General features: G+C 71.2%; 22 protein-coding genes. 11 read left to right on the top strand and 11 right to left on the bottom strand.

Translation table 11 applies throughout. The features are described from left to right. The first annotated feature begins 16 nt into the window (after nt 1-16). Entirely contained in the window at nt 17-1,546 is a 1,530-nt protein-coding gene (gene murJ, locus PGN25_19790; GenBank protein MEH3119756.1) for a murein biosynthesis integral membrane protein MurJ, read from the top strand. A 324-nt stretch (nt 1,547-1,870) separates the two neighbouring features. Here the strand turns inward: murJ and PGN25_19785 are convergent, their stop codons facing one another. Further along, nucleotides 1,871-3,640 carry a carbamoyltransferase gene (locus PGN25_19785; protein MEH3119755.1) on the bottom strand — a complete coding sequence of 590 codons (1,770 nt, stop codon included), beginning with the start codon at nt 3,638-3,640 and terminating at the stop codon, nt 1,871-1,873. 77 nt (nt 3,641-3,717) lie between these two features. Here PGN25_19785 and PGN25_19780 point away from each other — a divergent pair, with 77 nt between their 5' ends. Together PGN25_19780 and PGN25_19775 are read left to right on the top strand one after the other, a co-directional pair. After that, nucleotides 3,718-4,404, top strand: a complete 687-nt coding sequence (locus PGN25_19780) for an HAD family hydrolase (GenBank protein MEH3119754.1) — start codon at nt 3,718-3,720, stop codon at nt 4,402-4,404. 459 nt (nt 4,405-4,863) lie between these two features. Next, entirely contained in the window at nt 4,864-5,109 is a 246-nt protein-coding gene (locus PGN25_19775; GenBank protein ID MEH3119753.1) for a hypothetical protein, read from the top strand. A 204-nt stretch (nt 5,110-5,313) separates the two neighbouring features. Here PGN25_19775 and PGN25_19770 read toward each other — a convergent pair whose 3' ends face one another. From PGN25_19770 to argH, 3 genes are all read right to left on the bottom strand, one after another. After that, nucleotides 5,314-5,994 (bottom strand): invasion associated locus b family protein, encoded by a 681-nt coding sequence (locus tag PGN25_19770; protein ID MEH3119752.1) that lies wholly within the window; start codon nt 5,992-5,994, stop codon nt 5,314-5,316. 508 nt (nt 5,995-6,502) lie between these two features. Then, nucleotides 6,503-6,793 carry a hypothetical protein gene (locus tag PGN25_19765; GenBank protein ID MEH3119751.1) on the bottom strand — a complete coding sequence of 97 codons (291 nt, stop codon included), beginning with the start codon at nt 6,791-6,793 and terminating at the stop codon, nt 6,503-6,505. Between the two features lie 98 nt (nt 6,794-6,891). Continuing rightward, the gene (argH, locus tag PGN25_19760) at nt 6,892-8,283 is read right to left on the bottom strand and encodes an argininosuccinate lyase (GenBank protein ID MEH3119750.1); all 1,392 of its coding nucleotides are present in this window, start codon (nt 8,281-8,283) and stop codon (nt 6,892-6,894) included. A gap of 39 nt (nt 8,284-8,322) precedes the next feature. On the opposite strand from argH, the gene PGN25_19755 reads away from it, so the two are divergent. From PGN25_19755 to PGN25_19745, 3 genes are all read left to right on the top strand, one after another. Continuing rightward, the gene (locus PGN25_19755) at nt 8,323-8,955 is read left to right on the top strand and encodes a TlpA disulfide reductase family protein (protein ID MEH3119749.1); all 633 of its coding nucleotides are present in this window, start codon (nt 8,323-8,325) and stop codon (nt 8,953-8,955) included. A gap of 258 nt (nt 8,956-9,213) precedes the next feature. Next, nucleotides 9,214-10,401 (top strand): Na+/H+ antiporter NhaA, encoded by a 1,188-nt coding sequence (nhaA, locus tag PGN25_19750; GenBank protein MEH3119748.1) that lies wholly within the window; start codon nt 9,214-9,216, stop codon nt 10,399-10,401. Nucleotides 10,402-10,556: 155 nt separating this feature from the next. After that, nucleotides 10,557-10,904 carry a PetM family of cytochrome b6f complex subunit 7 gene (locus PGN25_19745; protein ID MEH3119747.1) on the top strand — a complete coding sequence of 116 codons (348 nt, stop codon included), beginning with the start codon at nt 10,557-10,559 and terminating at the stop codon, nt 10,902-10,904. A 26-nt stretch (nt 10,905-10,930) separates the two neighbouring features. On the opposite strand, the gene PGN25_19740 is transcribed toward PGN25_19745, so the two are convergent. Next, nucleotides 10,931-11,326, bottom strand: coding sequence for a PRC-barrel domain-containing protein (locus PGN25_19740; protein ID MEH3119746.1), 396 nt, complete (start codon nt 11,324-11,326; stop codon nt 10,931-10,933). Nucleotides 11,327-11,436: 110 nt separating this feature from the next. On the opposite strand from PGN25_19740, the gene mepA reads away from it, so the two are divergent. After that, the gene (gene mepA, locus PGN25_19735; protein MEH3119745.1) at nt 11,437-12,366 is read left to right on the top strand and encodes a penicillin-insensitive murein endopeptidase; all 930 of its coding nucleotides are present in this window, start codon (nt 11,437-11,439) and stop codon (nt 12,364-12,366) included. Between the two features lie 59 nt (nt 12,367-12,425). Here mepA and msrA read toward each other — a convergent pair whose 3' ends face one another. After that, a complete protein-coding gene (gene msrA / locus PGN25_19730; GenBank protein ID MEH3119744.1) occupies nt 12,426-13,085 on the bottom strand; it encodes a peptide-methionine (S)-S-oxide reductase MsrA in 660 nt (219 codons plus the stop codon). Between the two features lie 171 nt (nt 13,086-13,256). Here msrA and PGN25_19725 point away from each other — a divergent pair, with 171 nt between their 5' ends. Continuing rightward, nucleotides 13,257-14,321 (top strand): PAS domain-containing protein, encoded by a 1,065-nt coding sequence (locus PGN25_19725; GenBank protein MEH3119743.1) that lies wholly within the window; start codon nt 13,257-13,259, stop codon nt 14,319-14,321. 14 nt (nt 14,322-14,335) lie between these two features. Here PGN25_19725 and PGN25_19720 read toward each other — a convergent pair whose 3' ends face one another. The 4 genes from PGN25_19720 to PGN25_19705 form a co-directional block, all read right to left on the bottom strand. Next, the gene (locus PGN25_19720; protein ID MEH3119742.1) at nt 14,336-14,824 is read right to left on the bottom strand and encodes a DUF1178 family protein; all 489 of its coding nucleotides are present in this window, start codon (nt 14,822-14,824) and stop codon (nt 14,336-14,338) included. Between the two features lie 21 nt (nt 14,825-14,845). Further along, nucleotides 14,846-15,688 (bottom strand): carbon-nitrogen hydrolase family protein, encoded by an 843-nt coding sequence (locus tag PGN25_19715; GenBank protein ID MEH3119741.1) that lies wholly within the window; start codon nt 15,686-15,688, stop codon nt 14,846-14,848. Next, on the bottom strand, nt 15,685-15,942 hold the full coding sequence (gene grxC, locus PGN25_19710; GenBank protein ID MEH3119740.1) for a glutaredoxin 3: 258 nt from the start codon (nt 15,940-15,942) through the stop codon (nt 15,685-15,687). Before grxC ends, PGN25_19715 begins: the two co-directional genes overlap by 4 nt. Nucleotides 15,943-16,077: 135 nt before the next feature. Beyond that, a complete protein-coding gene (locus tag PGN25_19705; GenBank protein MEH3119739.1) occupies nt 16,078-16,434 on the bottom strand; it encodes a response regulator in 357 nt (118 codons plus the stop codon). Between the two features lie 206 nt (nt 16,435-16,640). On the opposite strand from PGN25_19705, the gene PGN25_19700 reads away from it, so the two are divergent. Beyond that, nucleotides 16,641-17,537 carry an N-formylglutamate amidohydrolase gene (locus PGN25_19700; protein ID MEH3119738.1) on the top strand — a complete coding sequence of 299 codons (897 nt, stop codon included), beginning with the start codon at nt 16,641-16,643 and terminating at the stop codon, nt 17,535-17,537. Nucleotides 17,538-17,778: 241 nt separating this feature from the next. Here PGN25_19700 and galU read toward each other — a convergent pair whose 3' ends face one another. Further along, nucleotides 17,779-18,645 (bottom strand): UTP--glucose-1-phosphate uridylyltransferase GalU, encoded by an 867-nt coding sequence (gene galU / locus PGN25_19695; protein MEH3119737.1) that lies wholly within the window; start codon nt 18,643-18,645, stop codon nt 17,779-17,781. 173 nt (nt 18,646-18,818) lie between these two features. Between galU and galE the strand changes: the two genes are divergently transcribed. Together galE and PGN25_19685 are read left to right on the top strand one after the other, a co-directional pair. Further along, complete coding sequence (galE, locus tag PGN25_19690; GenBank protein MEH3119736.1) at nt 18,819-19,811, top strand: UDP-glucose 4-epimerase GalE; 993 nt, start codon at nt 18,819-18,821, stop codon at nt 19,809-19,811. Further along, nucleotides 19,808-20,986: a lytic murein transglycosylase gene (locus tag PGN25_19685; GenBank protein MEH3119735.1), complete on the top strand. Its 1,179-nt coding sequence runs from the start codon at nt 19,808-19,810 to the stop codon at nt 20,984-20,986. Before galE ends, PGN25_19685 begins: the two co-directional genes overlap by 4 nt. Nucleotides 20,987-21,055 lie beyond the last annotated feature (69 nt).

Here is a 21,055-nt window from a genome sequence, read left to right as displayed (position 1 = left end):
ACCGACCGCGAAAAAAATGATCCGCTCGATCCTCTCCGTCGGCGGCTGGACGCTGGTCTCGCGGGTCACGGGCTTTGCCCGCGACGTGGTGACGGCCGCCGTGATGGGCGCGGGGCCGGTGGCGGATGCCTTCGTCGTCGCCTTCCGCCTGCCGAACCACTTTCGCGCGATCTTCGGCGAGGGAGCGTTCAACACCGCCTTCGTGCCGGCCTACACCCATCTGGAACAGGCGGGCGCCGAGGGCGGCGGCGCGCGTTTCGCCGACCGTGTCCTCACCCTGATGCTGGGGGTGCAGGTGGTCCTGCTCGCCGTCGCGCTCCCGGCGATGCCGCGGGTGGTGCGGGCGCTGGCGCCGGGCTTCTCGGAGGACGGGGAGCGGTTCGCCCTGGCGGTGAGCCTGACGCGGATCACCTTCCCCTACCTGCTGTTCATGACGCTGGTGACGCTGTTCTCCGGCATCCTCAACGCGCATCGCCGCTTCGCCGCCGCGGCCGGCGCGCCGATCCTCCTCAACCTCGCCATGCTGGCCGCGCTCGCGCTGGCCTTCCTGTTCCCGAACGCGGCCTACGCCGCCGCCTGGGGCGTCTCGGTGTCGGGCGTGCTGCAATTCGCGCTCGTGTGGTGGGATGCGCGGGCCCGCGCCTACGCCCCGCGGCTGACGAAGCCGACCCTGCGCGATCCCGACCTGATCCGCTTCCTCAAGATCCTGGGGCCCGCGGTGATCGGCTCGGCCGGCTTCCAGATCGCGGCGTTCGCCGACACCATCATCGCCAGCTTCCTGCCGACCGGCGCGGTCGCGGCGCTCTACTACGCCGACCGGCTCTACCAGCTCCCCTTCGGCGTCATCGCCATCGCCGCCGGCACCGTGCTCCTGCCCGAGATGAGCCGGCGCATCGCCGCGGGCGACGTGGCCGGGGCGCACGCGGCGCAGAACCGGGCCGCCGGCTTCTCGCTGGCGCTCTCGGCCCCTTTCATGGTCGCCTTCCTGACCCTGCCGGGGCTGATCATGGCCGCCCTGTTCCAGCGCGGCGCCTTCTCCGCGCAGGACGCGGCGCGCGCCGCTTCCGTGCTCGCGGCCTACGGGCTGGCGCTGCCCGCCGTGGTGCTGGTGCGCTCGGGCGTGGCGAGCTTCAACGCCCGGCAGGACACGACGACGCCGCTCTACGCCTCGCTCACGGCGATCGCCGTCAACGTCGCGCTCAAGCTGGTGCTGACCGGCCCCTACGGCGTCGCCGGCCTCGCGCTCGCCACCGCCATCGGCCAGTGGATCAACCTCGCCCTGCTCTACGGCCTCGCCCTGCGCCGCGGCTGGACCGCGCCGGGGCGGGGGCTCGGCGTCACCGTCGCGGCGGTGGTCGTGGCGAGCGCGGTGCTGGCGGGATTTGCCATCCACGGCCTGCCCTTCGCCGAGCGGATCGTGCCCGCCCTGCCCCATTTCCGGGAGATCGCGGTTCTCGCCCTGCTCGGGCTCGCCGGGGCGCTCGCCTATGCCGGCACCCTGCTCGCGGTGATGGGCGTGTTCGGCGTGCGGTTGCGCCGCAGGTAGTTCCGCGGCGCTCGCCCCATCTCGGGCGGCATGAGCCATCCCGATCTCCTCGCGGCCCGATCTGCCATGACGAGCGCAAGGTCTGGCTCGACGAGGTCGAGTTCACCTATCGCCGGGTCGAGGTCTGCGAGTCGTTCCTTTGGCCGTCTCGCCGTCCGGCCTGGGCCGGGCGGCGCGAGGCCGGTCGTCGCCGCGCTTCTGGATCGCTTCGGCTTCGCCTCGCGATGACGGGGAGAGCAGCTCGCATCGTCATCGCGAGCGCCAGCGAAGCGATCCAGGGCGCAACGATGCCGGAGATGGTCGCGGGCGATGCCCGCAGCCGCCTCAGGCCGGCGCCTTCTTCGTCAGGATCCAGTCCTCGACCACGATGGCGTCGAGCCCCGTCGTGTAGAACATCAGGATCGCGTCCTCCGCCGTGTGGAGGATCGGCTTGCCCATCACGTTGAAGCTGGTGTTGAGCAGGATCGGCACGCCGGTCAGCTCCGCGAAGGCCGCGATCAGCGCCGCGTAGGCCGGGTTGCGCGCCCGCGTCACGCTCTGGAGCCGGCCGGTGCCGTCGGCGTGGACCACCGCCGGCACGCGCTCGCGCACCGCCTCGCGCCAGACGAGCGTCCGCTCCATGTACGGGCTGTCGGCGTAGTCCTCGAACCAGTCCGGTCCGGCCTCGGCGAGGATCGAGGGCGCGAAGGGCCGGAACGCCTCGCGGTACTTCACCTTGGCGTTCAGGGATTCCTTGGCGTGCGCCGGGCGCGGGTCGGCGAGGATCGAGCGGTTGCCGAGCGCCCGGGGGCCGAACTCCGCCCGCCCCTGCACCCAGCCGACGAGGCCGCCCGCGGCGAGGATGGTTGCCGCCTCCCGCGTCACCCCTTCGTGACCGAGGCGGCGGGCCCGCGGCTCCCACTCGGCCATGCGCTCCAGCGGCTCCGTCGAGACGGTCGAGCCGAGATAGGGCGTGAGCGGGCGCACCTCGCGCTTCGGGCCCTTCCAGGATGGATCGTCCTCGGCGAGCGCCAGCCATGCGGCGCCGATGGCGTTGCCGTCGTCGGCCGGCGCGGACGGGACGTGGAGATGCTCGAACCCCGAGCGCCCGAGCACCCGCCCGTTGTAGGAGGAGTTCAGCCCGCAGCCGCCCGCGATGACGAGATTTTCCGAAGGCGCCAGACGCCACGCCTCGGCCACCAGCACGTCCATCAACTCGCAAAAGACGTCCTGGCCGCAGCGGGCGAGGTCGGCCCAGCCCTGCTCCCCGACGTCCGCCGGGCGCCGTGAAAGAATCTCGGCGGCGACCGCCCGCACGGTGGCCTCGTCCGAAAACTTCAGGCGCCCGTCCTCGACCGTGTACAGGCGGCGCAGGATCGCCATCAGGTCCGCGTCGGTTTGGCCGTAGGGCGCGAGCCCCATGATCTTCCATTCCTCGCCCTTGATCTGGTCGAACCCGGCGAGGTCGGTCACCAGCCCGTAGAGGAAGCCGACCGAGCCGCGCCCGCGCTGGCGCCGCACCTCCTCGATGCGCCCGTCGTGCAAGCGGTAGATCGCCGCCGCGCCGGTCTCGCCCATGCCGTCGACGACCAGCGCGGTCGCCGCCTCGAACGGGCTGCCCCACAGGGCGTAGGCCGCGTGCGCCAGATGGTGGGCGTAGCGGCGCCGGCCCGCGATGGTCGCCCGCGGCTTGCCGCCGAAGCCGCGGGTCTCGCTGTCGAGGGCGAGCACCGTGCCGTTGCCGGCCCGCGCCTGCATGGCGTGGAGGTCGGCGATGAAGACCCGCTCGGCCCGCTCCGGCACGAAGGAGCGGTTGAGGGTGGAGGGGGACTCGGCGAGCACCGGCAGGTCGAAGGCGCCAGACGCCGCCTGCCCCCTCAGAAACTCCGAAAACTGCTCGCCCCAGGAGGTGGCGACGACGAGCTCGGCGCCCTCCGGTACGTGGCGCTTCAGGAGGCCCGCCATGCGGCTGCCGGGATCGGGCTCGCAGTTCGGGGCGCGCTTGTATTGCAGGGAGCGCTCGGCGGCCTCGGCGAACAGCACGGCGCCGTCCGGCCCGACGAGGGCGAGCGCCGGATCGTGGAAGGTCGTGGCGAGGCCGAGATAGGTGCGCATGCCGCCGGGCTACACGCCGGGGGCGGACGCGACAACCGCGTTGCCGTTGCGGACGTGCCGTGCGAGACGAGCCGCCGATGACGGACGCACTTCCCGCCCCGCCTCCCCTCGCCCTCGTGATCTTCGACTGCGACGGCGTGCTGATCGACAGCGAGCCGATCAGCCTCGCGACCCTGACGCGCGGCCTCAACGGCCTCGGCCTCGCCATCGGCCTCGACGGCGTGCGCGAGCGGTTCGCGGGCACCTCCATGACCTCGATCATGGAGCGCGTCGCCCGCGAGGACGGGGTGACGGCCCCGCCCGGCTTCGTCGAGCGGGTCAAGGCGGAGACGCTCGCGGCCTTCGAGGCGGAACTCGCCGCGATGGCCGGCATCGCCGAGGCGCTGGGGCTGCTGCGCCTCCCCTTCTGCGTCGCCTCCAGCAGCGATCCGGTGCGGCTGCGCCGCTCGCTCGGGCTCACCGGCCTGCTGCCGCTGTTTGCCGATCGCGTCTTCTCCTCGGCGCAGGTCGCGCGCGGAAAGCCGTTCCCGGATCTTTTCCTGTTCGCGGCGGAGCGGATGGGCGCCGCGCCCGAACACTGCCTGGTGATCGAGGACAGCGTGCCGGGGGTGCGGGCGGCGCGGGCGGCGGGCATGCGGGTCGTCGGCTTCACCGGTGGTGGCCATTGGGTCCACGACCGGGACGGGCGCGATCTCCTCGCAGCCGGCGCGGCGACGGTCATTTCGGCGCACGCGGATCTCGGGCGGATCGTGGCCGGAGGGTAAGTCCTTCGGCGAAAGGCGAGACGCGCCGGCCTCACGCCGAAACCCGGCAGGATCCTTCCCTGTCAAGCTGATCTTCGAAAGAACGTTCCGTTGACGGATGGGGTCTGACCGCTCATCTTGATGGAGTGCGAACGTCTTCGCGCCGCGGTGATTTGTAGTGGCACGCTTGCGCCGCGTTATCAAACGCTAATGCATCACGGCACATTTGCGCCGTGGTCCTCGCGACAGAGGAGGACTTGCCTTGGTCGACCTTTTTCTTTGGAAGACTTCGAAGTTGTCCGGCGTGCGGAACGGCCGGTCGCAGGGGTGTTGTCGGCGGAGAGTCACATCCGTGGGCTAGGGCATCGTCCCGAAAGGTGGTCACCGGCTTTCGGGAACGGACGATGCAACCAGAGATCCAGCGCCCGCGAACGCCTTGCCGACAACCGGCCGACGATGGCCGCAGGAGTTCACTCCGTCATGACCCGTGTCGAACCCGCCCATCCTTCCGCATCCGCGTTTTCCACCCTGGACGAGCCGCCCGCCCGCGTGATCGAGGTGGGCGAGATCACCGCCGGCATCGCCGTGCCCGAGCGCGGCGGCGTCCGCTTCTTCTCCTCCGAGCGCCGCTTCGACGGTCTCGACGGCACCCTGTTCCGCACCGTGGAGCAGGCCGCCCGCGCCGCCCGGGAGAAGGGACGCCAGCCGCGCCTGCGCGCGGTCTGATCCGCCCGCACCCCTTGGCAAGCAACACCGCCGGCGGCGCCATTCGGGGCCGCCGGTTATGTTTTTGGAGATGTCGTTTCCGGAGAGGCCGGCAGCCCGGCTTCCCGTCGGTGCAGCCGGCTCCGGCCGTCGTGGTGACAAGTCTTGAGGCGACGTGTGCCGAGAGGCTGACGGGAAGCGACGCCTTCCCTCCGGAGCGACGGCCTACTTGCATTCCTCGCGGGCACGCTTGAGCGCCTCCGAGAAGCCGCCGAGCGCGTAATCGTCCTGGGTCGGCTTGCCGCGCTGGGAGACGGTGCGGATCGTGGCGGTCTGCGTCCGGCTCATCTCGGTGGCGATGCGCGGCTCGTCGGCTTGGTTCTGGATCCAGGCGTTCTCGTCCTTCACCACGAGGCCGTAACGGGTGGTGCCCACCGTCAGGTAGGGGTCGCCCGGTGCCGCCGCCGCGCCGGGTTTCGCCTGTGCCGCGGCGGGCTTCGGCTTGAAGCCGAGCATCACCGCGATTTCCCCTTGCGCGCCGCCCTTGGGAAAGGTGACGAACAGATAGCCGGTGTCGCGGGCGAGCGTCTTGGGGCTGCGCGTCGTCGGCTGGGCGATGACGTAGCAGAGTTTTTCGCGGGTCTGGGCGCCGTTGGTGAACACGTTCCAGTCGCCGAACACGGCGAGCGGCACCGCCTGCTGCATGCCGGGCGGCAGGGCCGCGCTCTTCGCCTTGCGGCTGGCCCGGGCGCGGATCACCTCGGCTCCCTGGATCGCATCCTGCGCGAAGGCCCGCTCGGACGGAGCCGGCGCGAGGACGGCGCCGGCCGTACCGAGGACGAGGGCCGCGAGGATGCGGCCGGAACCGGAGGTCGGGCGGAGGATCGGGAGGCGGTGCCGCTGCATCTCAACTCGGGTGTACCGACGGCCGGGCCGGCCGTCTTCGCGCGCGTCAGGATGGCGAGCCCGCGCGGAACAGGAAAGCCCCGCTTGCCCCGATCAACCGAAAACGGCAACAGGCCGCAGCCCTGGGTTTTTTGTAAGCCTCAGACGCCGGTGCCCGCCTCCGCGGGCTCAGAGCCTGTTTGACTGCAGTGATCCCATCTCGCCCCTCATCCTGAGGTGCCGCGTGAGCGGCCTCGAAGGGGGCTCCAGATTCCGCGCGATTCCTGGAGCCCCCTTCGAGGCCTCCGCTCCGGCACCTCAGGATGAGGGTTCAGGATGGGAGTAGGACCTTCCTCTCGCCTTGCCGTGGCCTGACGAAGACACGTTGGCCGGTCAAACAGGCTCTCAGGCTTTCGCTCCGCTCGATGCTTTTCAGGGCTGACATCCTGAAAAGCCCGCTCCGCGCGGCGCTCTTCGCGCCGCGAAGCCGCTTCGAGCGATGGCCCTGCCCCCACCTTTGGGATCGGAATCAGGCGGCGCGCATCTCCGCGGCGAGTGCCGCGGAGGCGAGGGCGGCGGCCGGCAGGTCGATGGCGGGCAGGCGGATCTCGACCGCCGGGGCGGGGGCGGGCTCGACCGGTTTCGGTCGGGCCGGCTTCACCGGGTCGTTGTAGGGGGTGTTGTAGGCCTTGCGGACCGACGCCCAGAACGCGGCGCGCTCCGCATCCGTCAACCGGGCGAGGCGCGCGTCGATCACCGCCATCGCCTCCACGGCCAGGCCAGGCGTTTCCTCGACGGTGATCCAACTCTCAACGTTCATCGACGGCACTCCGCGGGGTTCGGACGGTCGGATAGCCAAGCTCGGTTAGCTGAAACCTGAACGCCGCATTTTCCGTGCCCGTTCCCGCGGGGCCCGCCCTACTTCTCCACAGGACCGAGCGTCTCCAGCCAGCTTCGAGCCTGCCGACGCACGTTGTCGGGCGCCGTGCCGCCATAGCTCGTGCGGCTCGCCACGGAATTCTCGACACCGAGCACCGCGAAGACGGCTTCGGTGATCCCGGGCTCGATCGCCTGCATCACGTCGAGCGGCAGATCCTCGAGCCCGATCCCGCGCTCGGACGCCGCGGCCACGACCCGGCCGGTGACGTGGTGGGCCTGCCGGAACGGCATGTTCAGTTCGCGCACCAGCCAGTCGGCGAGATCCGTGGCGGTGGCGTAGCCCGAGCCCGCCGCCCGTTCGAGCGTCTCGGCGACGGGTTCGAGGTCGCGCACCATGCCGGCCATGGCGGCGAGGCACAGGGAGAGCGATTGCAGGGCGTCGAAGGTGCCCTCCTTGTCCTCCTGCATGTCCTTCGAGTAGGCCAGCGGCAGGCCCTTCATCACGATGAGCAGGCCGGTGAGCGCGCCGATGATGCGTCCGGCCTTGGCGCGCACGAGTTCGGCGGCGTCGGGGTTGCGCTTCTGCGGCATGATCGACGAGCCGGTGGTGAAGCGGTCGGACAGCTTGACGAAGCCGAACTGCGCCGAGGTCCACACCACCAGCTCCTCGGCGAAGCGCGAGAGGTGGACCGCGCAGATCGAGGCGGCCGAGAGCGCTTCCAGGGCGAAGTCGCGGTCGGCCACGGAATCGAGCGAGTTCGCCGTCGGCCGGTCGAAGCCGAGGGCGGCGGCGGTGGCGTGCCGGTCGATTCCGAAGGAGGTGCCGGCCAGAGCCGCAGCACCCAGCGGGCACTCGTTGAGGCGCGCGCGGGCATCGCGGAAGCGGCCGCGGTCGCGCGCCAGCATCTCGACATAGGCCAGGCAGTGGTGGCCGAAGGTCACGGGCTGGGCCGATTGCAGGTGGGTGAAGCCCGGCATCACCGTGGCGGCGTGCCGCTCCGCCGTCTCGGCCAGCGCCCGCTGGAGGTCGGCGACCTGCGCGTCGAGGGCGTCCAGCGTGTCGCGCACCCACAGCCGCATGTCGGTGGCGACCTGATCGTTGCGCGAGCGGGCGGTGTGCAGGCGGCCCGCGGCCGGGCCGACGATCTCGGTCAGGCGGCTCTCCACCGCCATGTGGATGTCCTCCAGTTCGCGCCGGAAGACGAATTCGCCGCGCGCGATCTCCGCCTCGACGGACTTGAGCCCGGCTTCGATGGCTGCCACATCCTCGGCCGGCAGGATGCCTTGCTTACCCAGCATCGCGACATGCGCCAGCGAGCCGCGGATGTCCTGGGGCGCGAGCCGCCTGTCGAACCCGATGGAGGCGTTGATCTCCTCCATGATCTCGGCCGGGCCGCTGGCGAAGCGGCCGCCCCACATCCGGTTGCTCATGGCTGATCCCACCTTCCGCACGCGAAACGAGGTCCGGCCGTGACGGCGACCCCGAAGCTCCTTGCCGCGGGCGGCGCGCTCGCCGCCGTCCTCGTCGGCGGCCTCGCCCTATACGGGACGGGCTCGAACCTCGGCAACCTCACGGCCTCGGGTCCCTGCGCCGAGGCGGCTCCGGTCGCGGCCCGGCTCGCGCCGCTGGCCCGCGGCGAAGTCGCGGCCTTCGACGCCGCCGCCCCGCGTCCGGCCCCGGCGGTCGGCTTCAAGGGACCGGACGGGGCGGCGACCGATCTCGCGGCGTTGCGCGGAAAACTGCTTCTGGTGAACCTGTGGGCGACGTGGTGCGCCCCCTGCAAGGCCGAGATGCCGGCCCTCGACCGGCTGGAGGCGGAACTCGGCGGCGACGCCTTCCGGGTGGTGGCGATCAACGTCGAGACGCGCAACCTCGACAGGCCGCCGGCCTGGTTCAAGGCCAACGGCATCGCGCATCTGGCCTATTACGGCGATCCGGAGGGCAAGGTGCTGCCGGCGATCCAGTCCGCGATCGGCTCGACCGGCCTGCCGACGACGATGCTGGTCGACGGCAAGGGCTGTACGCTCGGCGTGATGAAGGGGCCGGCCGAATGGTCGAGCGAGGACGGCAAGCGGCTGATCCGCGCGGCGCTCGGCCTCTGATCGGCCCGTTCGCGAGCCTCTTCCGCGAGCCTCTCCCGGCGCCGTCGCGATGCTGGATTGCTTCGCTTCGCTCGCAATGACGGAGAGGCAGACCAGAAACGTCATTGCGAGCCGTCAGGCGAAGCAATCCAGGACCGCGACCTCTCCGGAGAGATCGCGTCGCCAAGGCTCGCGACAACACCGGGATCGAACGAAGCCCGGAGGATCGAGGGCGGCGCCCTTGCCTCCACCGCCCGCACAGGGCAGTCGCTCTCTCCGATGGCAGCCTCGCCCCGTCCCGCCCCGCGGCGCCCGCTCTCGGCGGTGCGCGGCCCGCTCGCCGACGAATCCGCCGGCGGCCTCGTGCTGATGGCGGCCGCCGCCGCCGCGCTCGCGGTGGCGAACTCGCCGCTTGCCGCGGACTACGATCACTGGCTCCACCTGCCGCTCGGGCCGATGAGCCTGCTGCACTGGATCAACGACGGCCTGATGGTCGTGTTCTTCCTGCTGGTCGGGCTCGAGATCAAGCGCGAGGCCCTCGACGGGCAACTGCGCACATGGCCGGCCCGCGTGCTGCCGGGGCTGGCCGCGGGGGCGGGCATGGCGGCGCCGGCCCTGGTCTACCTCGCCTTCAATGCCGGGCAGGCGACCGCCCGCGGCTGGGCGATTCCGGCGGCCACCGACATCGCCTTCGCGCTCGGCGTTCTGGCGCTGCTGGGCGCGCGGGTGCCGGTCTCGCTGAAGATCTTCCTCTCGGCGGTGGCGATCGTCGACGATCTCGGCGCGGTCGTCGTCATCGCGCTGTTCTATACCGGGCGGATCGACGGGGAGATGCTGGCCGCGGCCGCCGGCATCCTGGCCTTGCTCTTCGCCCTCAACCGCCTCGGGGTGCGGGCGCTGACGCCCTATCTCGCCGCCGGCCTCGTCCTCTGGTTCTTCGTGCTGCGCTCCGGCGTCCACGCCACCGTGGCCGGGGTTCTGCTCGCGCTGTTCGTGCCGATCCGCCCGAGGCCGGGCAAGCCGGAGGACACGGCCTCGCCGCTGCACCGGCTCGAACATGCCTTGAGCCCCTGGGTCTCGTTTCTGATCGTTCCGGTCTTCGGCTTCGCCAATGCCGGGGTGACGCTGGTCGGGCTGCCGGTCGGCGCGCTGGTCGATCCCGTGACCCTCGGCGTCGCCCTCGGCCTGTTCCTCGGCAAGCAGGCCGGCATTTTCCTGAGCGTCCGGCTCGCCGTCGCCGCCGGCCTCGCCGCCCGGCCGGCCGGAGCGAGTTGGGGCCAGGTCTACGGCGTCGCGCTCCTGTGCGGCATCGGCTTCACCATGAGCCTGTTCGTCGGCGCGCTCGCCTTCACCGACGGTCTGCACGGGACGGAGACCAAGCTCGGCGTGCTCGGCGGCTCGCTGCTGTCGGGGATTTTCGGGGCCCTGCTGCTGGTGCGCGCCGCGCCCCGGATGCCGAAGGCGTGAGACGACGCCGGGCATGCCCGATCGCCGTCTTGCCTGAGTTCCCTTGCCTGAGTTCCCTTGCCTGAGTTCCCTTGCCTGAGTTCCCCCCACGGCCTAGTCACGGGCGGACGCAGACGGCGCGGAGGCGGGCCGGCTGCTTCCGCGCAAGGGCGAACATGCTGCGAACCGTTTCCCGCTTCCTCGGATTGCCGTTCTTCAGCCGGGCGCTCGGGCTCGTGGTGATGGCGGCGGGCTTCGTGCAGCTCTGCTACGACGGCGCCCGCTCGATCGCGAACAACAGCCTGCGGATCACCAGTCTCGCCGAGCTGATCCGGTCGCTGCCGCAGGAGCGGCTGACCGCGCTCGCCAACACGATCCGGCAGGCGGCGCCCTGGGCGGACACCCTCGTGCTGACCCCGCTCGGCCTCGTGCCGGCGGCCCTGTTCGGCCTCGGCCTCGGCGCGTTGCTGGTCTGGCTCGGCCAGCCGCCGCGGGAGCCGATCGGGTTCTTGACGCGGCCGTAGGCGCCCGCTTCGGCGAGGGGCGTCCCTCAGATCCCCCAGTACGGTGCCGCGTTGTAGTAGCGGTGGACGTGCTCCTCCCAGGCGCGCTCGTCCTCCGGGTCGCCGCCCTCCGGCGAGCGGGCGGGGGCGTCGCGCAACTGCTCCTCGGTGATGTCGACAACGTAGGCGTCGCGTTCGGTGTCGTAGCGCAGCACCGCCCAGGGCAGCGTGTAGTATTCCTCGCCCATGCCGAGGAAGCCGCCGAAGCTCATCACCGCGTAGGCGACGCGACCGGAGCGCTTGTCGAGCATCAGCCGCTCGATGCGCCCGACCTTGCTCCCGTCAGCCCGGCGCACCTCGGTGCCGATCACGCGGTCGCTGGCGATCAGGCTGCGGGAGGGCTGCGCCGGATCGGCCGCAGCCTCGGAAGGAACGGAGTCCATGGCGATCATCCTGCAACGTTGTTACAGCTTGCCATAAAAAACGCCCATGCGGCCGGGCACGTTCCGGCCGTCTCCGCCCCCGCACCGCTTTCCCGGACGAGCCGACGCGCATGCCGCTGAACCGCCTGACTCTTCCCGTTTCCGCGCTCGCCCTGGCGGCGCTGCTCGGCCCGGCCGCGGCGCAGGACCGCGGCAGCGTCAACCCGAAGCCGCTGCCGCCATTGGCCAATCCCGACGATCCCTCGACCCCGGCCAAGGCCCTGTTCGGCCGCGTCACGGCGCCGGCCGGCGGGGCGGCCCGCTCGTTCGGCTCCTACGCCAAGGGCTGCTTCTCCGGCGGCGAGGCGCTGCCCCTCGACGGCGCGACCTGGCAGGTGATGCGGCCCTCGCGCAACCGCATGTGGGGCACGCCGCACCTCGTCGATTTCATCGCGCGGCTGGCCGCCCGCGCCCCGCAGGCCGGCTGGCCCGGGCTGCTCGTCGGCGACATGTCGCAGCCCCGCGGCGGCCCGATGCTCACGGGCCACGCCTCGCACCAGCTCGGCCTCGACGTGGACGTGTGGCTGACCCCGATGCCGGACCACCGCATGAGCCGGGCCGAGCGCGAGGAAACCTCGGCCACCGACATGGTGCGCACCGACCGGCTCGACATCGACCCCGACGTCTGGACGCGCCAGCACACCGCCCTGATCCGCATGACCGCCAAGCAGCCGGAGGTGGCGCGGATCTTCGTCAACGCGGCGATCAAGAAGGCGCTCTGCCGCGAGGCCGGCGGCGACCGCGGCTGGCTCACCAAGGTGCGCCCGATGTACGGGCACAACTACCACTACCATATCCGCCTCGCCTGCCCCGCCGGCGAGGGTTCCTGCGACGATCAGGCGCCCCCTCCCCCCGGCGACGGCTGCGGCTCGGAACTCGACTACTGGTTCAGCGCGGCGGTGCTGCACCCGCCCAAGCCCAGGAAGCCGCCGAAGCCGCGCCCGCCGATGACGCTGGCCGGACTGCCGGACGCCTGCCGGGCGGTGCTGCACGCGCGGTAGGCGGCGCTCGACGTCTCGTGACGTCCGGCCGGGCGTGGGACCGGCATCCCCGCCGAAACCTATTCGGCGGCGACGCCGATCCCGACCGGGCAGCTCACGCCGGTGCCGCCGAGCCCGCAATAGCCGCCCGGATTCTTGGCGAGGTATTGCTGGTGGTCGTCTTCGGCGAAGTAGAAGGTGTCGAGCGGCGCGATCTCCGTCGTCACCGCCCCGTACCCCTTCGCGGCGAGCGCTCCTGCATAGGCGTCGCGAACCGCCCGCGCCGTCTCGGCCTGGGCCTCGCCGTCGGTGTAGATGCCGGAGCGGTACTGCGTGCCGACGTCGTTGCCCTGGCGGTACCCTTGCGTCGGATCGTGGCTCTCGAAGAAGGTCTTGAGCACCGCCTCCAGCGGCAGCACGGCGGGATCGAAGGCCACCAGCACGACCTCGTTGTGCCCGGTCCGTCCGGTACAGACCTCCTCGTAGGTCGGGTTCGGCGTGAATCCCCCGGCATAGCCCACGGCGGTGACGTGGACGCCCCGGGGCCGTTGCCAGAACTTGCGCTCGGCCCCCCAGAAGCAGCCGAGCCCGAGCACGATCGTCTCCGTGCCCTCCGGGTAGGGGCCCTTCAGGCGATGTCCGTTGACGAAATGATGCTCGGCGGTCGGCAGGGGCTGCGGCCGGCCCGGAAGGGCCTCGGACGAGGCCGGCATCTCGGGCCGCTTGCGGAACAGAAGCATCGCCGTTTCCTTCGTGAATGCCCTGGGGCGGGGCGCGCGGCCGGCGCGCCGGCGGGTATCTCGCCTCGACTTCCCCTGATATGGTCATCGCCGTCCGTTTTGGCGACGGGGCGCGTGGTTGCCGTCGGCGGGTCAGGTCGCGGCCGGCCATGGGGGAGTGATCGGGATTCGATGGCGACCGGCGACGACTGGCAGTTGACGGAACGGGTCCGGGCCAGCGTCCGGTCGGGCAAGGGCGATCCCTTCGCGGCGGCCGTGCGGGCCACGCGCATGGCGATGATCATCACGGACCCGCGGCGGCTCGACAATCCGATCGTCTACGCCAACGACGCCTTCCTGCGTCTCACCGGCTATACGCGGCTGGAGGTGACCGGCCGCAACTGCCGCTTCCTGCAGGGGCCGGAGACCGACCTCGACGAGGTGGCGCGGATCCGCGCGGCGGTCGAGGCCAGGCGCGACGTGCACGCCGAGATCGTGAACTACCGCAAGGACGGCTCGACCTTCCACAACGCGCTGTTCGTCAGCCCCGTCCACGACGAGGACGGCAGGCTGCTGTTCTTCTTCGCCTCGCAGTTCGACGTGAGCGAGCGTCACGCGCTCGCCGCCGAGCGCGACCGGACGAAGGCCGCCCTCGACACCAACGCCCTGCTGCTGCGCGAGATCGGCCATCGCGCCCGCAACGACATCCAGATGATCTCGGCCATGCTCTCGCTCCAGAGCGGCAACAGCGCCGATCCCGCGGTCCGCGCCGCGCTCGACGAGGCGGTCGGGCGCGTCGAGGCGCTCGGCGCCCTCTACCGCGAACCCGTCCTCGCCGACGAGGGCGCGGGCTGCGATCTCGCCGAGATCGTCCGCGAGATCGCCATCGCCCTGGTCGAGGCCTCGGGACGGCGCGACATCGCCCTCGCTTTCGACCTCGTGCCGTTCCGGCTCCGGGCGGAGGCGGCGAGGCCGCTCGCGCTGATCCTCAACGAGGTCGTCACCAACGCCGTCCGCCACGCCTTTCCGGACCGGGCCGGACACCTGGCGTTCCGCCTCGCGCGGGACGGCGACGCGGTGATCGTGGCGGTGGAGGATGACGGGGTCGGGATCGGCCCCGCCGAAGCGGATGCGTTCGAAGCGAGTTCGATCGACGCCCTCGGCCGCCAGATCGGCGGCGCGCGCCGCGTGCGGGGGCGTCACCCCTCGGGCACGGCGGTCGAGTTCCGGTTCTCCGCCGAGCGCATCGGCGGCTGATCCCGTCGAAACCGTCAGTGCCGGTCGTCGGGGGCCGGCGGCAGGGGCATGACCTCGATGCCCTCCTCGGCCAGCGCCCGCGCCTCCTTCGGGCTCGCCTCGCCGTAGATCGGCCGGCCCTCGGCCTCGCCGTAATGGATCGCCCGCGCCTCGTCGGCGAAGCGGCGGCCGACATGCTCGGCGCTCGCGACGACGTGCTCGCGCACCGCCCGCAGCAGGGCGCGCAACGGCCGCTCCGGCTCGGCGATCATCGGCACGGAGGCGGTCTCGGCCTGTGCCGGCCCTTGCGCCTCCGGAGGGGCGGGCCGCGGTGCGGCGGCCTTCGCCGGAGCACGGTCGGTGCGCGCCACCGCGGGTGCCATCGGCGCCTTGGCGACCTTGGCCGAGTCGCAGAACGGGCAGGTGACGAGGCCGCTTGCCGCTTGCTCGTCGTAGGCCGAACCGGAGGGAAACCAACTCTCGAACGCGTGGCCCGCGTCGCAGGCGAGGGTGAAGCGGATCATGACGGTGAGATGGGAAGGATTTCAGGCGCGGCGCAGGCCGAAGCTGCGCGCGTGAGACAGGGTGGGGATGCGCGCACGGGCCTCCGCGACCCTCGCGAGGTCGATCTCGGCCAGGATCACGCCGGGAGCGTCGCCCGCGGCCTCGGCGAGGAGGCGGCCCCAAGGATCGACGATGAGCGAGTGGCCGAAGGTCTCGCGCCCGTCCTCGTGCCGGCCGCCCTGGGCTGCCGAGATCATGAACGAGCCGGTCTCGATGGCGCGCGCCCGCTGCAGGACGTGCCAGTGCGCCTCGCCGGTCTGGCGGGTGAAGCAGGCGGGCGCGGTCATCACCGTGGCGCCGGCCTCGGCCAGGGCCCGGTAGAGCGCGGGGAAGCGGATGTCGTAGCAGATCGTCAGCCCGAGGCAGGCGAGCGGCGTCTCGGCCACCACGGCGCTGTCGCCGCACGAATAGGTCGCCGATTCCCGCCAGCGCTCGCCGTTGGGCAGGTCGACGTCGTAGAGATGGAGCTTGTCGTAAGAGACCTGGATCTCGCCCGCGGCGTCGATCAGGAAGGCGCGGTTGGCGATTCTTTCGCCGTCCCGGATCGCCAGCGAGCCGATCTGCAGAACGATCCTTTCCGCTCGCGCGACCTCACGGAGCGCGGCGAGCGTCGCGTCGCTCTCCTGGGGGCCGACCTTCGCGAACAGGGCGGCGCGGTCGCGCTCGATCAGCGAGGTCGTCTCCGGCGTCTGGACGTAGGCCGCCCCCGCGCCGGCCGCCTCGCGCACCGCCTTCACCGCGGCCTCGCGGTTGACCGCCGGATCGCGGACGCCGCGCATCTGCACGCAGGCGGCGATGAAGCGTTCGGTGTCGGGGGCCGTCATGCCGCCAGCAGCGGGTCGAGGCCGCCGGAGCGCTCCAGGGCGTAGAGGTCGTCGCAGCCGCCGACATGCCGGTCGCCGATGAAGATCTGCGGCACCGAGGTGCGCCCGCCCGCCCGCTGGACCATGGTCGCGCGGGCGCCCGCCGTCTTCTCGACGTCGATCTCGGAGAACGACACGCCCTTGTCGCGCAGCAGGCTCTTGGCCGCCGAGCAATAGGGGCACCAGGCCGTGGTGTAGATCGTGACCGGCTGCATGGGTCCGTCGCGCGCCCGTAGGGGAGAAGACGCGATGGATATAAGTGAGCCGCGAGGATCTTCCTACTGCGGCAGAGACACAGCTTCGGGAGATCGTCTTCAAGAGATCGCTTGGCGCCGAGCCGTTCCGTCGGATCAGGCCGCCAGCAGCTTCTCGACCTCGTTGACGAGGTCGCGCAGGTGGAACGGCTTGGAGAGCACCTTCGCGTCCTTCGGGGCCTTCGAATCCGGGTTCAGCGCCACCGCGGCGAAGCCGGTGATGAACATCACCTTGATGTCGGGATCGAGTTCGGTGGCGCGGCGCGCCAGCTCGATGCCGTCCATCTCCGGCATGACGATGTCGGTCAGGAGGAGCTCGAACGGCTCCTCGCGCAGACGGTTGTAGGCGGACAGGCCGTTGTCGAAGGACAGCACGTCGTAGCCGGCGTTCTGCAGCGCCTTGGCCAGGAACCGGCGCATGTCGTTGTCGTCTTCCGCGAGCAGGATCTTCATCGAACGGCGTCCCGGTGCCCATGCGCCCTTTTGAGGCGTTCATTTCATAAAGCGGCGGCTTGGTAAACACGGTGTTAAGGGCAGCCCGTGCCGCGCGGCACCCGCGGGCGACAGGCGGGGGCGCGGCGCATGGTGGACAGGGCGAGCGGAGCACCGCAAACTGGCGCGGTGTCCCTTTCGCGCCACGTTCAGGCCCCCGCGTCTCGATGAGCCTCTTCCTCCCAGACGGTCCCGAGGCTTTCGATCCGCCCTTCGTCGTGGACGAGCCGGACCGGCACGCCATTCCCTTCGTGTTCAACGCGCCCCATTCCGGCGCGCACTACCCCGCGTCCTTCCTCGCCGCCTCCCGGCTCGACGCGCTCGCCCTGCGTCGCTCGGAGGACGCACATGTCGACCGGCTGTTCGCCGCGGTGGTCGGCCTCGGCGCGCCGCTGATGCGGGCCAATTTTCCCCGCGCCTATCTCGACGTGAACCGAGAGCCCTACGAACTCGACCCGCGCATGTTCCAGGGCCGGCTGCCCTCCTTCGCCAACACCCGCTCGATGCGGGTCGCCGGAGGCCTGGGGACGGTGCCGCGCATCGTCGCCGACGGCCAGGAGATCTACCGCGAGCGGCTGCCGGTCGAGGAGGCGGTGCGGCGCATCGAGACGCTCTACAAGCCCTATCACCGCACCTTGCGCGGCCTGATCCACCGCACGGCGCGGACCTTCGGGCGGGCCTTCCTGATCGACTGCCATTCCATGCCCTCGTCGAGCCTCGGCCGCGACGAGGGCGCCCAGGCCGACTTCGTGCTCGGCGACCGGTTCGGCACCGCCTGCCTGCCCCCGCTGCTGGACGGGGTGGAGAGCCGCCTGCGGGCGCGCGGCTACAGGGTGGTGCGCAACAAGCCCTATGCCGGCGGCTTCATCACCGAGCATTACGGCGAGCCGGGGCTCGGCCGGCACGCGTTGCAGATCGAGATCAACCGGGCGCTCTACATGAACGAGCAGTCGCTCGCCCTCACCGCGGGCTTCGCGGCCCTCGCCGACCATCTCGCCGAGGTGATCGCCGAGGTCGCGGCGGAGACGATCGACACCGGCTCCCACCGCATCGCCGCCGAGTAGCCGCAAGGAACCGAGAAGGAGCCGAGGCGGCCGGCTTCGGCGAGCGCGCAAGAAAAAAGGCCGCCCCGAAGGACGGCCCGAAGTCTAGGGAGGAAACGCCCAAGAAGGGCTGCGGGACCGCGACGCCATCGCGATCTCGCAACGCACAAATCGCATCGCAGCGCACAATCCGCAAGGGCTTCGACAACGTTTTCACATGCATGTGATGCATGGCGTAACCGTGGGCCTGCATGGAACCGTTTCAGGCGTCGCCGAGGAGGGCACGGATCTCCGCCTTCAGGGCGTCGGCCAGTTCCGGCCGTTGCAGGCCGTAGGCGAGATTGGCGGTGAGGAAGCCGATCTTCGAGCCGGTGTCGTAGGTGCGGCCGTCGAAGCGCATGCCGTGGAACGTCTGCTCCCCGGCCAGCCGGATCATCGCGTCGGTGAGCTGGATCTCGCCGCCGGCTCCCTTCTCGCCGCGTTCCAGGATCGAAAAGATCTCGGGCTGGAGGATGTAGCGGCCGGAGATGATGAAGTTCGAGGGCGCGGTTCCCTGCTTGGGCTTCTCGACCATGCCGGTGATCTCGAAGGTCCGGCCGAAGGTCTCGCCGACGGCGACGATACCGTACTGGTGGGTCTCCTCGGGCTTCACCTCCTCCACGGCGATGACGTTGCCGCCGTGCTGTTCGTAGGCCTTCAGCATCTGGCCCATGCAGCCGCGGCTCAGCATGTCCGGCAGAAGCACGGCGAAGGGTTCGTCGCCGACGATCTCGCGGGCGCACCAGACCGCGTGGCCGAGGCCGAGCGGCGCCTGCTGGCGGGTGAAGCTGGTCTGGCCGGCCCTGGGCAGATCCTTCTTCAATTCCTCGTAGGCCGCCTGCTTGCCGCGCTCCTGCAGCATGTGGTCGAGCTCGAACGCGATGTCGAAATGGTCCTCGATCACCGCCTTGCCGCGGCCGGTGACGAAGATGAAATGCTCGATACCGGCTTCCCGCGCCTCGTCGACGACGTGCTGGACGACCGGACGGTCGACGACGGTGAGCATCTCCTTGGGCACGGCCTTCGTCGCCGGCAGGAAGCGCGTGCCGAGGCCCGCGACGGGAAGGACGGCCTTGCGAATTGGTTTCATGTGGCGGGACCCGTTTGTGGCGTTTGTCGGGATGAGCCTTTATCGACGGGTTTCAGATAGCACGGCGGCTGTCCGCAACAGCCCCGCCCGCGTGGGAATGACGGCTTTTCGTCATGAAACGGGCCCGAAGCATCCGTTGTCGGGTCGAAGCGGAACGGTTTGGGGGACGGACGATGGCGGTTCTGGTGACCGGAGGCGCCGGCTATATCGGCAGTCACATGGTGCTCGCTCTGGTGGATGCCGGGCGCGAGGAGGTCGTGGTCCTCGACGATCTCTCGACCGGCTACGACTGGGCCCTGCCCCCGGAGGTGCGCCTCGTCGTCGGCGACGTGGCCGACCAAGCCCTCGTCACCGAGACGATCCTGCGCCACCGGATCGACACGATCGCGCATTTCGCCGCCAGGATCGTCGTGCCGGACTCGGTCTCCGATCCGCTGGGCTACTACCTCGCCAACACGGTCAAGACGCGCGCGCTGATCGAGACCGCCGCGCGCACGGGCGTGCGGCACTTCATCTTCTCCTCGACCGCCGCCGTCTACGGCGAGCCCGGGATCGTTCCGGTGCCCGAGACGCTGGCGACGAACCCGATCAACCCCTATGGCCGCTCGAAACTGATGAGCGAGTGGATGTTGGCCGACGCGGCGGCCGCGCACGGCTTCACCTACGGCGTGCTGCGCTACTTCAACGTGGCCGGCGCCGATCCGCGCGGGCGCTCCGGCCAGTCGATGCCCGCCGCCACCCACCTGATCAAGGTCGCGACGCAGGCCGCGCTCGGCCGGCGCACGCATCTCGACGTGTTCGGCACCGACTACCCGACGCCCGACGGCTCCTGCCTGCGCGACTACATCCAGGTCTCGGATCTGGCCGACGCGCATCTCGTGGTGCTCGACCACCTGCGCGGCGGGGCCGAGAGCCTGACCGTGAATTGCGGCTACGGCCGCGGCTACTCGGTGCTGGAGGTGGTGGAGGTGGTCAGGCGCGTCTCCGGCCGCGATTTCGAGGTGCGCCTGTCGCCGCGCCGCCCCGGCGATCCGGCCCGGATCGTCGCCGGCGCCGACCGCATCCGCAACGAGCTCGGCTGGACGCCGAAGCACGACGACCTCGACGCCATCGTCGCCCAGGCCTTCGCCTGGGAGGACTTCTTGACGAAGCGAAACCGGCGTTGAGACGACGCCTCGCCTTCGCCCTGACCCTGCTCGCGGTCTCGGGAGCCGCCCGGGCGCAGGGCAGCGACTTCCCGGGCTTCGTCCAGAGCCTGCGCGCCGACGCGCGGGCGCGGGGCATCTCCCGGAAGACGTTCGAGGCGGCGTTCGCGGGCGTGAACGGGCCGGATCCGGATGTGATCGCCCGCACCCGCCGCCAGAACGAGTTCAGCCGGCCGGTCTGGGAGTACCTCGTCGGCGCGGTCTCGGCGGGCCGCATCGCCCGGGGGCGGGCGCAGGGCAGGCGGCTCGCCGCCACGCTCGCGGCCATCGAGGCGAAGACCGGCGTGCCGCGCGCCGTGGTGCTGGCGTTCTGGGGCGTCGAATCGGATTTCGGCGCCAGCGCCGGTTCGCTGCCGACGATCCGGGCACTGGCGAGCCTCGCCTACGCCCGCCACCGCGGCGGCCTGTTCCGCGACGAGCTTCTGGCCGCGCTCCAGATCCTGGAGAACGGCGACATCGAGCCGGCGCGGATGGTGGGCTCCTGGGCCGGCGCCATGGGGCAGGTGCAGTTCCTGCCCTCGGTCTACCTGCGGGAGGCGGTCGATTTCGACGGCGACGGGCGGCGCGACATCTGGCGCTCGGAGGCGGACGCGCTCGCCTCCATCGCCCATTACCTGCGCTCGCTCGGCTGGAAGCCCGGCCTGTCCTGGGGCTACGAGGTCGTCCTGCCCGAGGATTTCGACCTGACGCGCTACCGCGGTGCCCTTTCCAGTTTCGCCGCCCGCGGCGTGCGCCGCACCGATGGCCGGCCGCTGCCGGCCGAGGGCGAGGCGAGTCTGTTCCTGCCGGGCGGGCTCGGGGCGCCGGCCTTCCTCGTCACCGACAATTTCGAGGTGATCCGCGGCTACAACACCAGCGATTCCTACGCACTCGCGGTCGGCCATCTCGCCGACCGGCTCGCGGGCGGACCGGCCCTCGCTGCCCCGTGGCCGAACGGCGCCGCCCGCCTCGACGGATCGGGCCTGAAGCGCCTCCAGGCCGGGCTGGCGGGCCAGGGCCTCTACGCGGGCGAGCCCGACGGGCGCGCCGGCCCGAAGCTGCGCGAGGCGGTGCGGCAGTACCAGATCCGCGAGGGCCTGCCCGCCGACGGCTACGCGAGGCCCTCGCTCCTGGACCGGCTCGAGAGCCGGCCTTAGTGTCTCTCACAAAACTCCCGCTGCGCCGTCGCACCCGGAGCGAGCGCGGTCGGTGATCGGGAGTTTTGT

Source organism: Methylorubrum populi (assembly GCA_036946625.1).
Classification (GTDB): domain Bacteria; phylum Pseudomonadota; class Alphaproteobacteria; order Rhizobiales; family Beijerinckiaceae; genus Methylobacterium; species Methylobacterium populi_C.
This window is presented reverse-complemented; position numbering and strand designations above follow the sequence as displayed.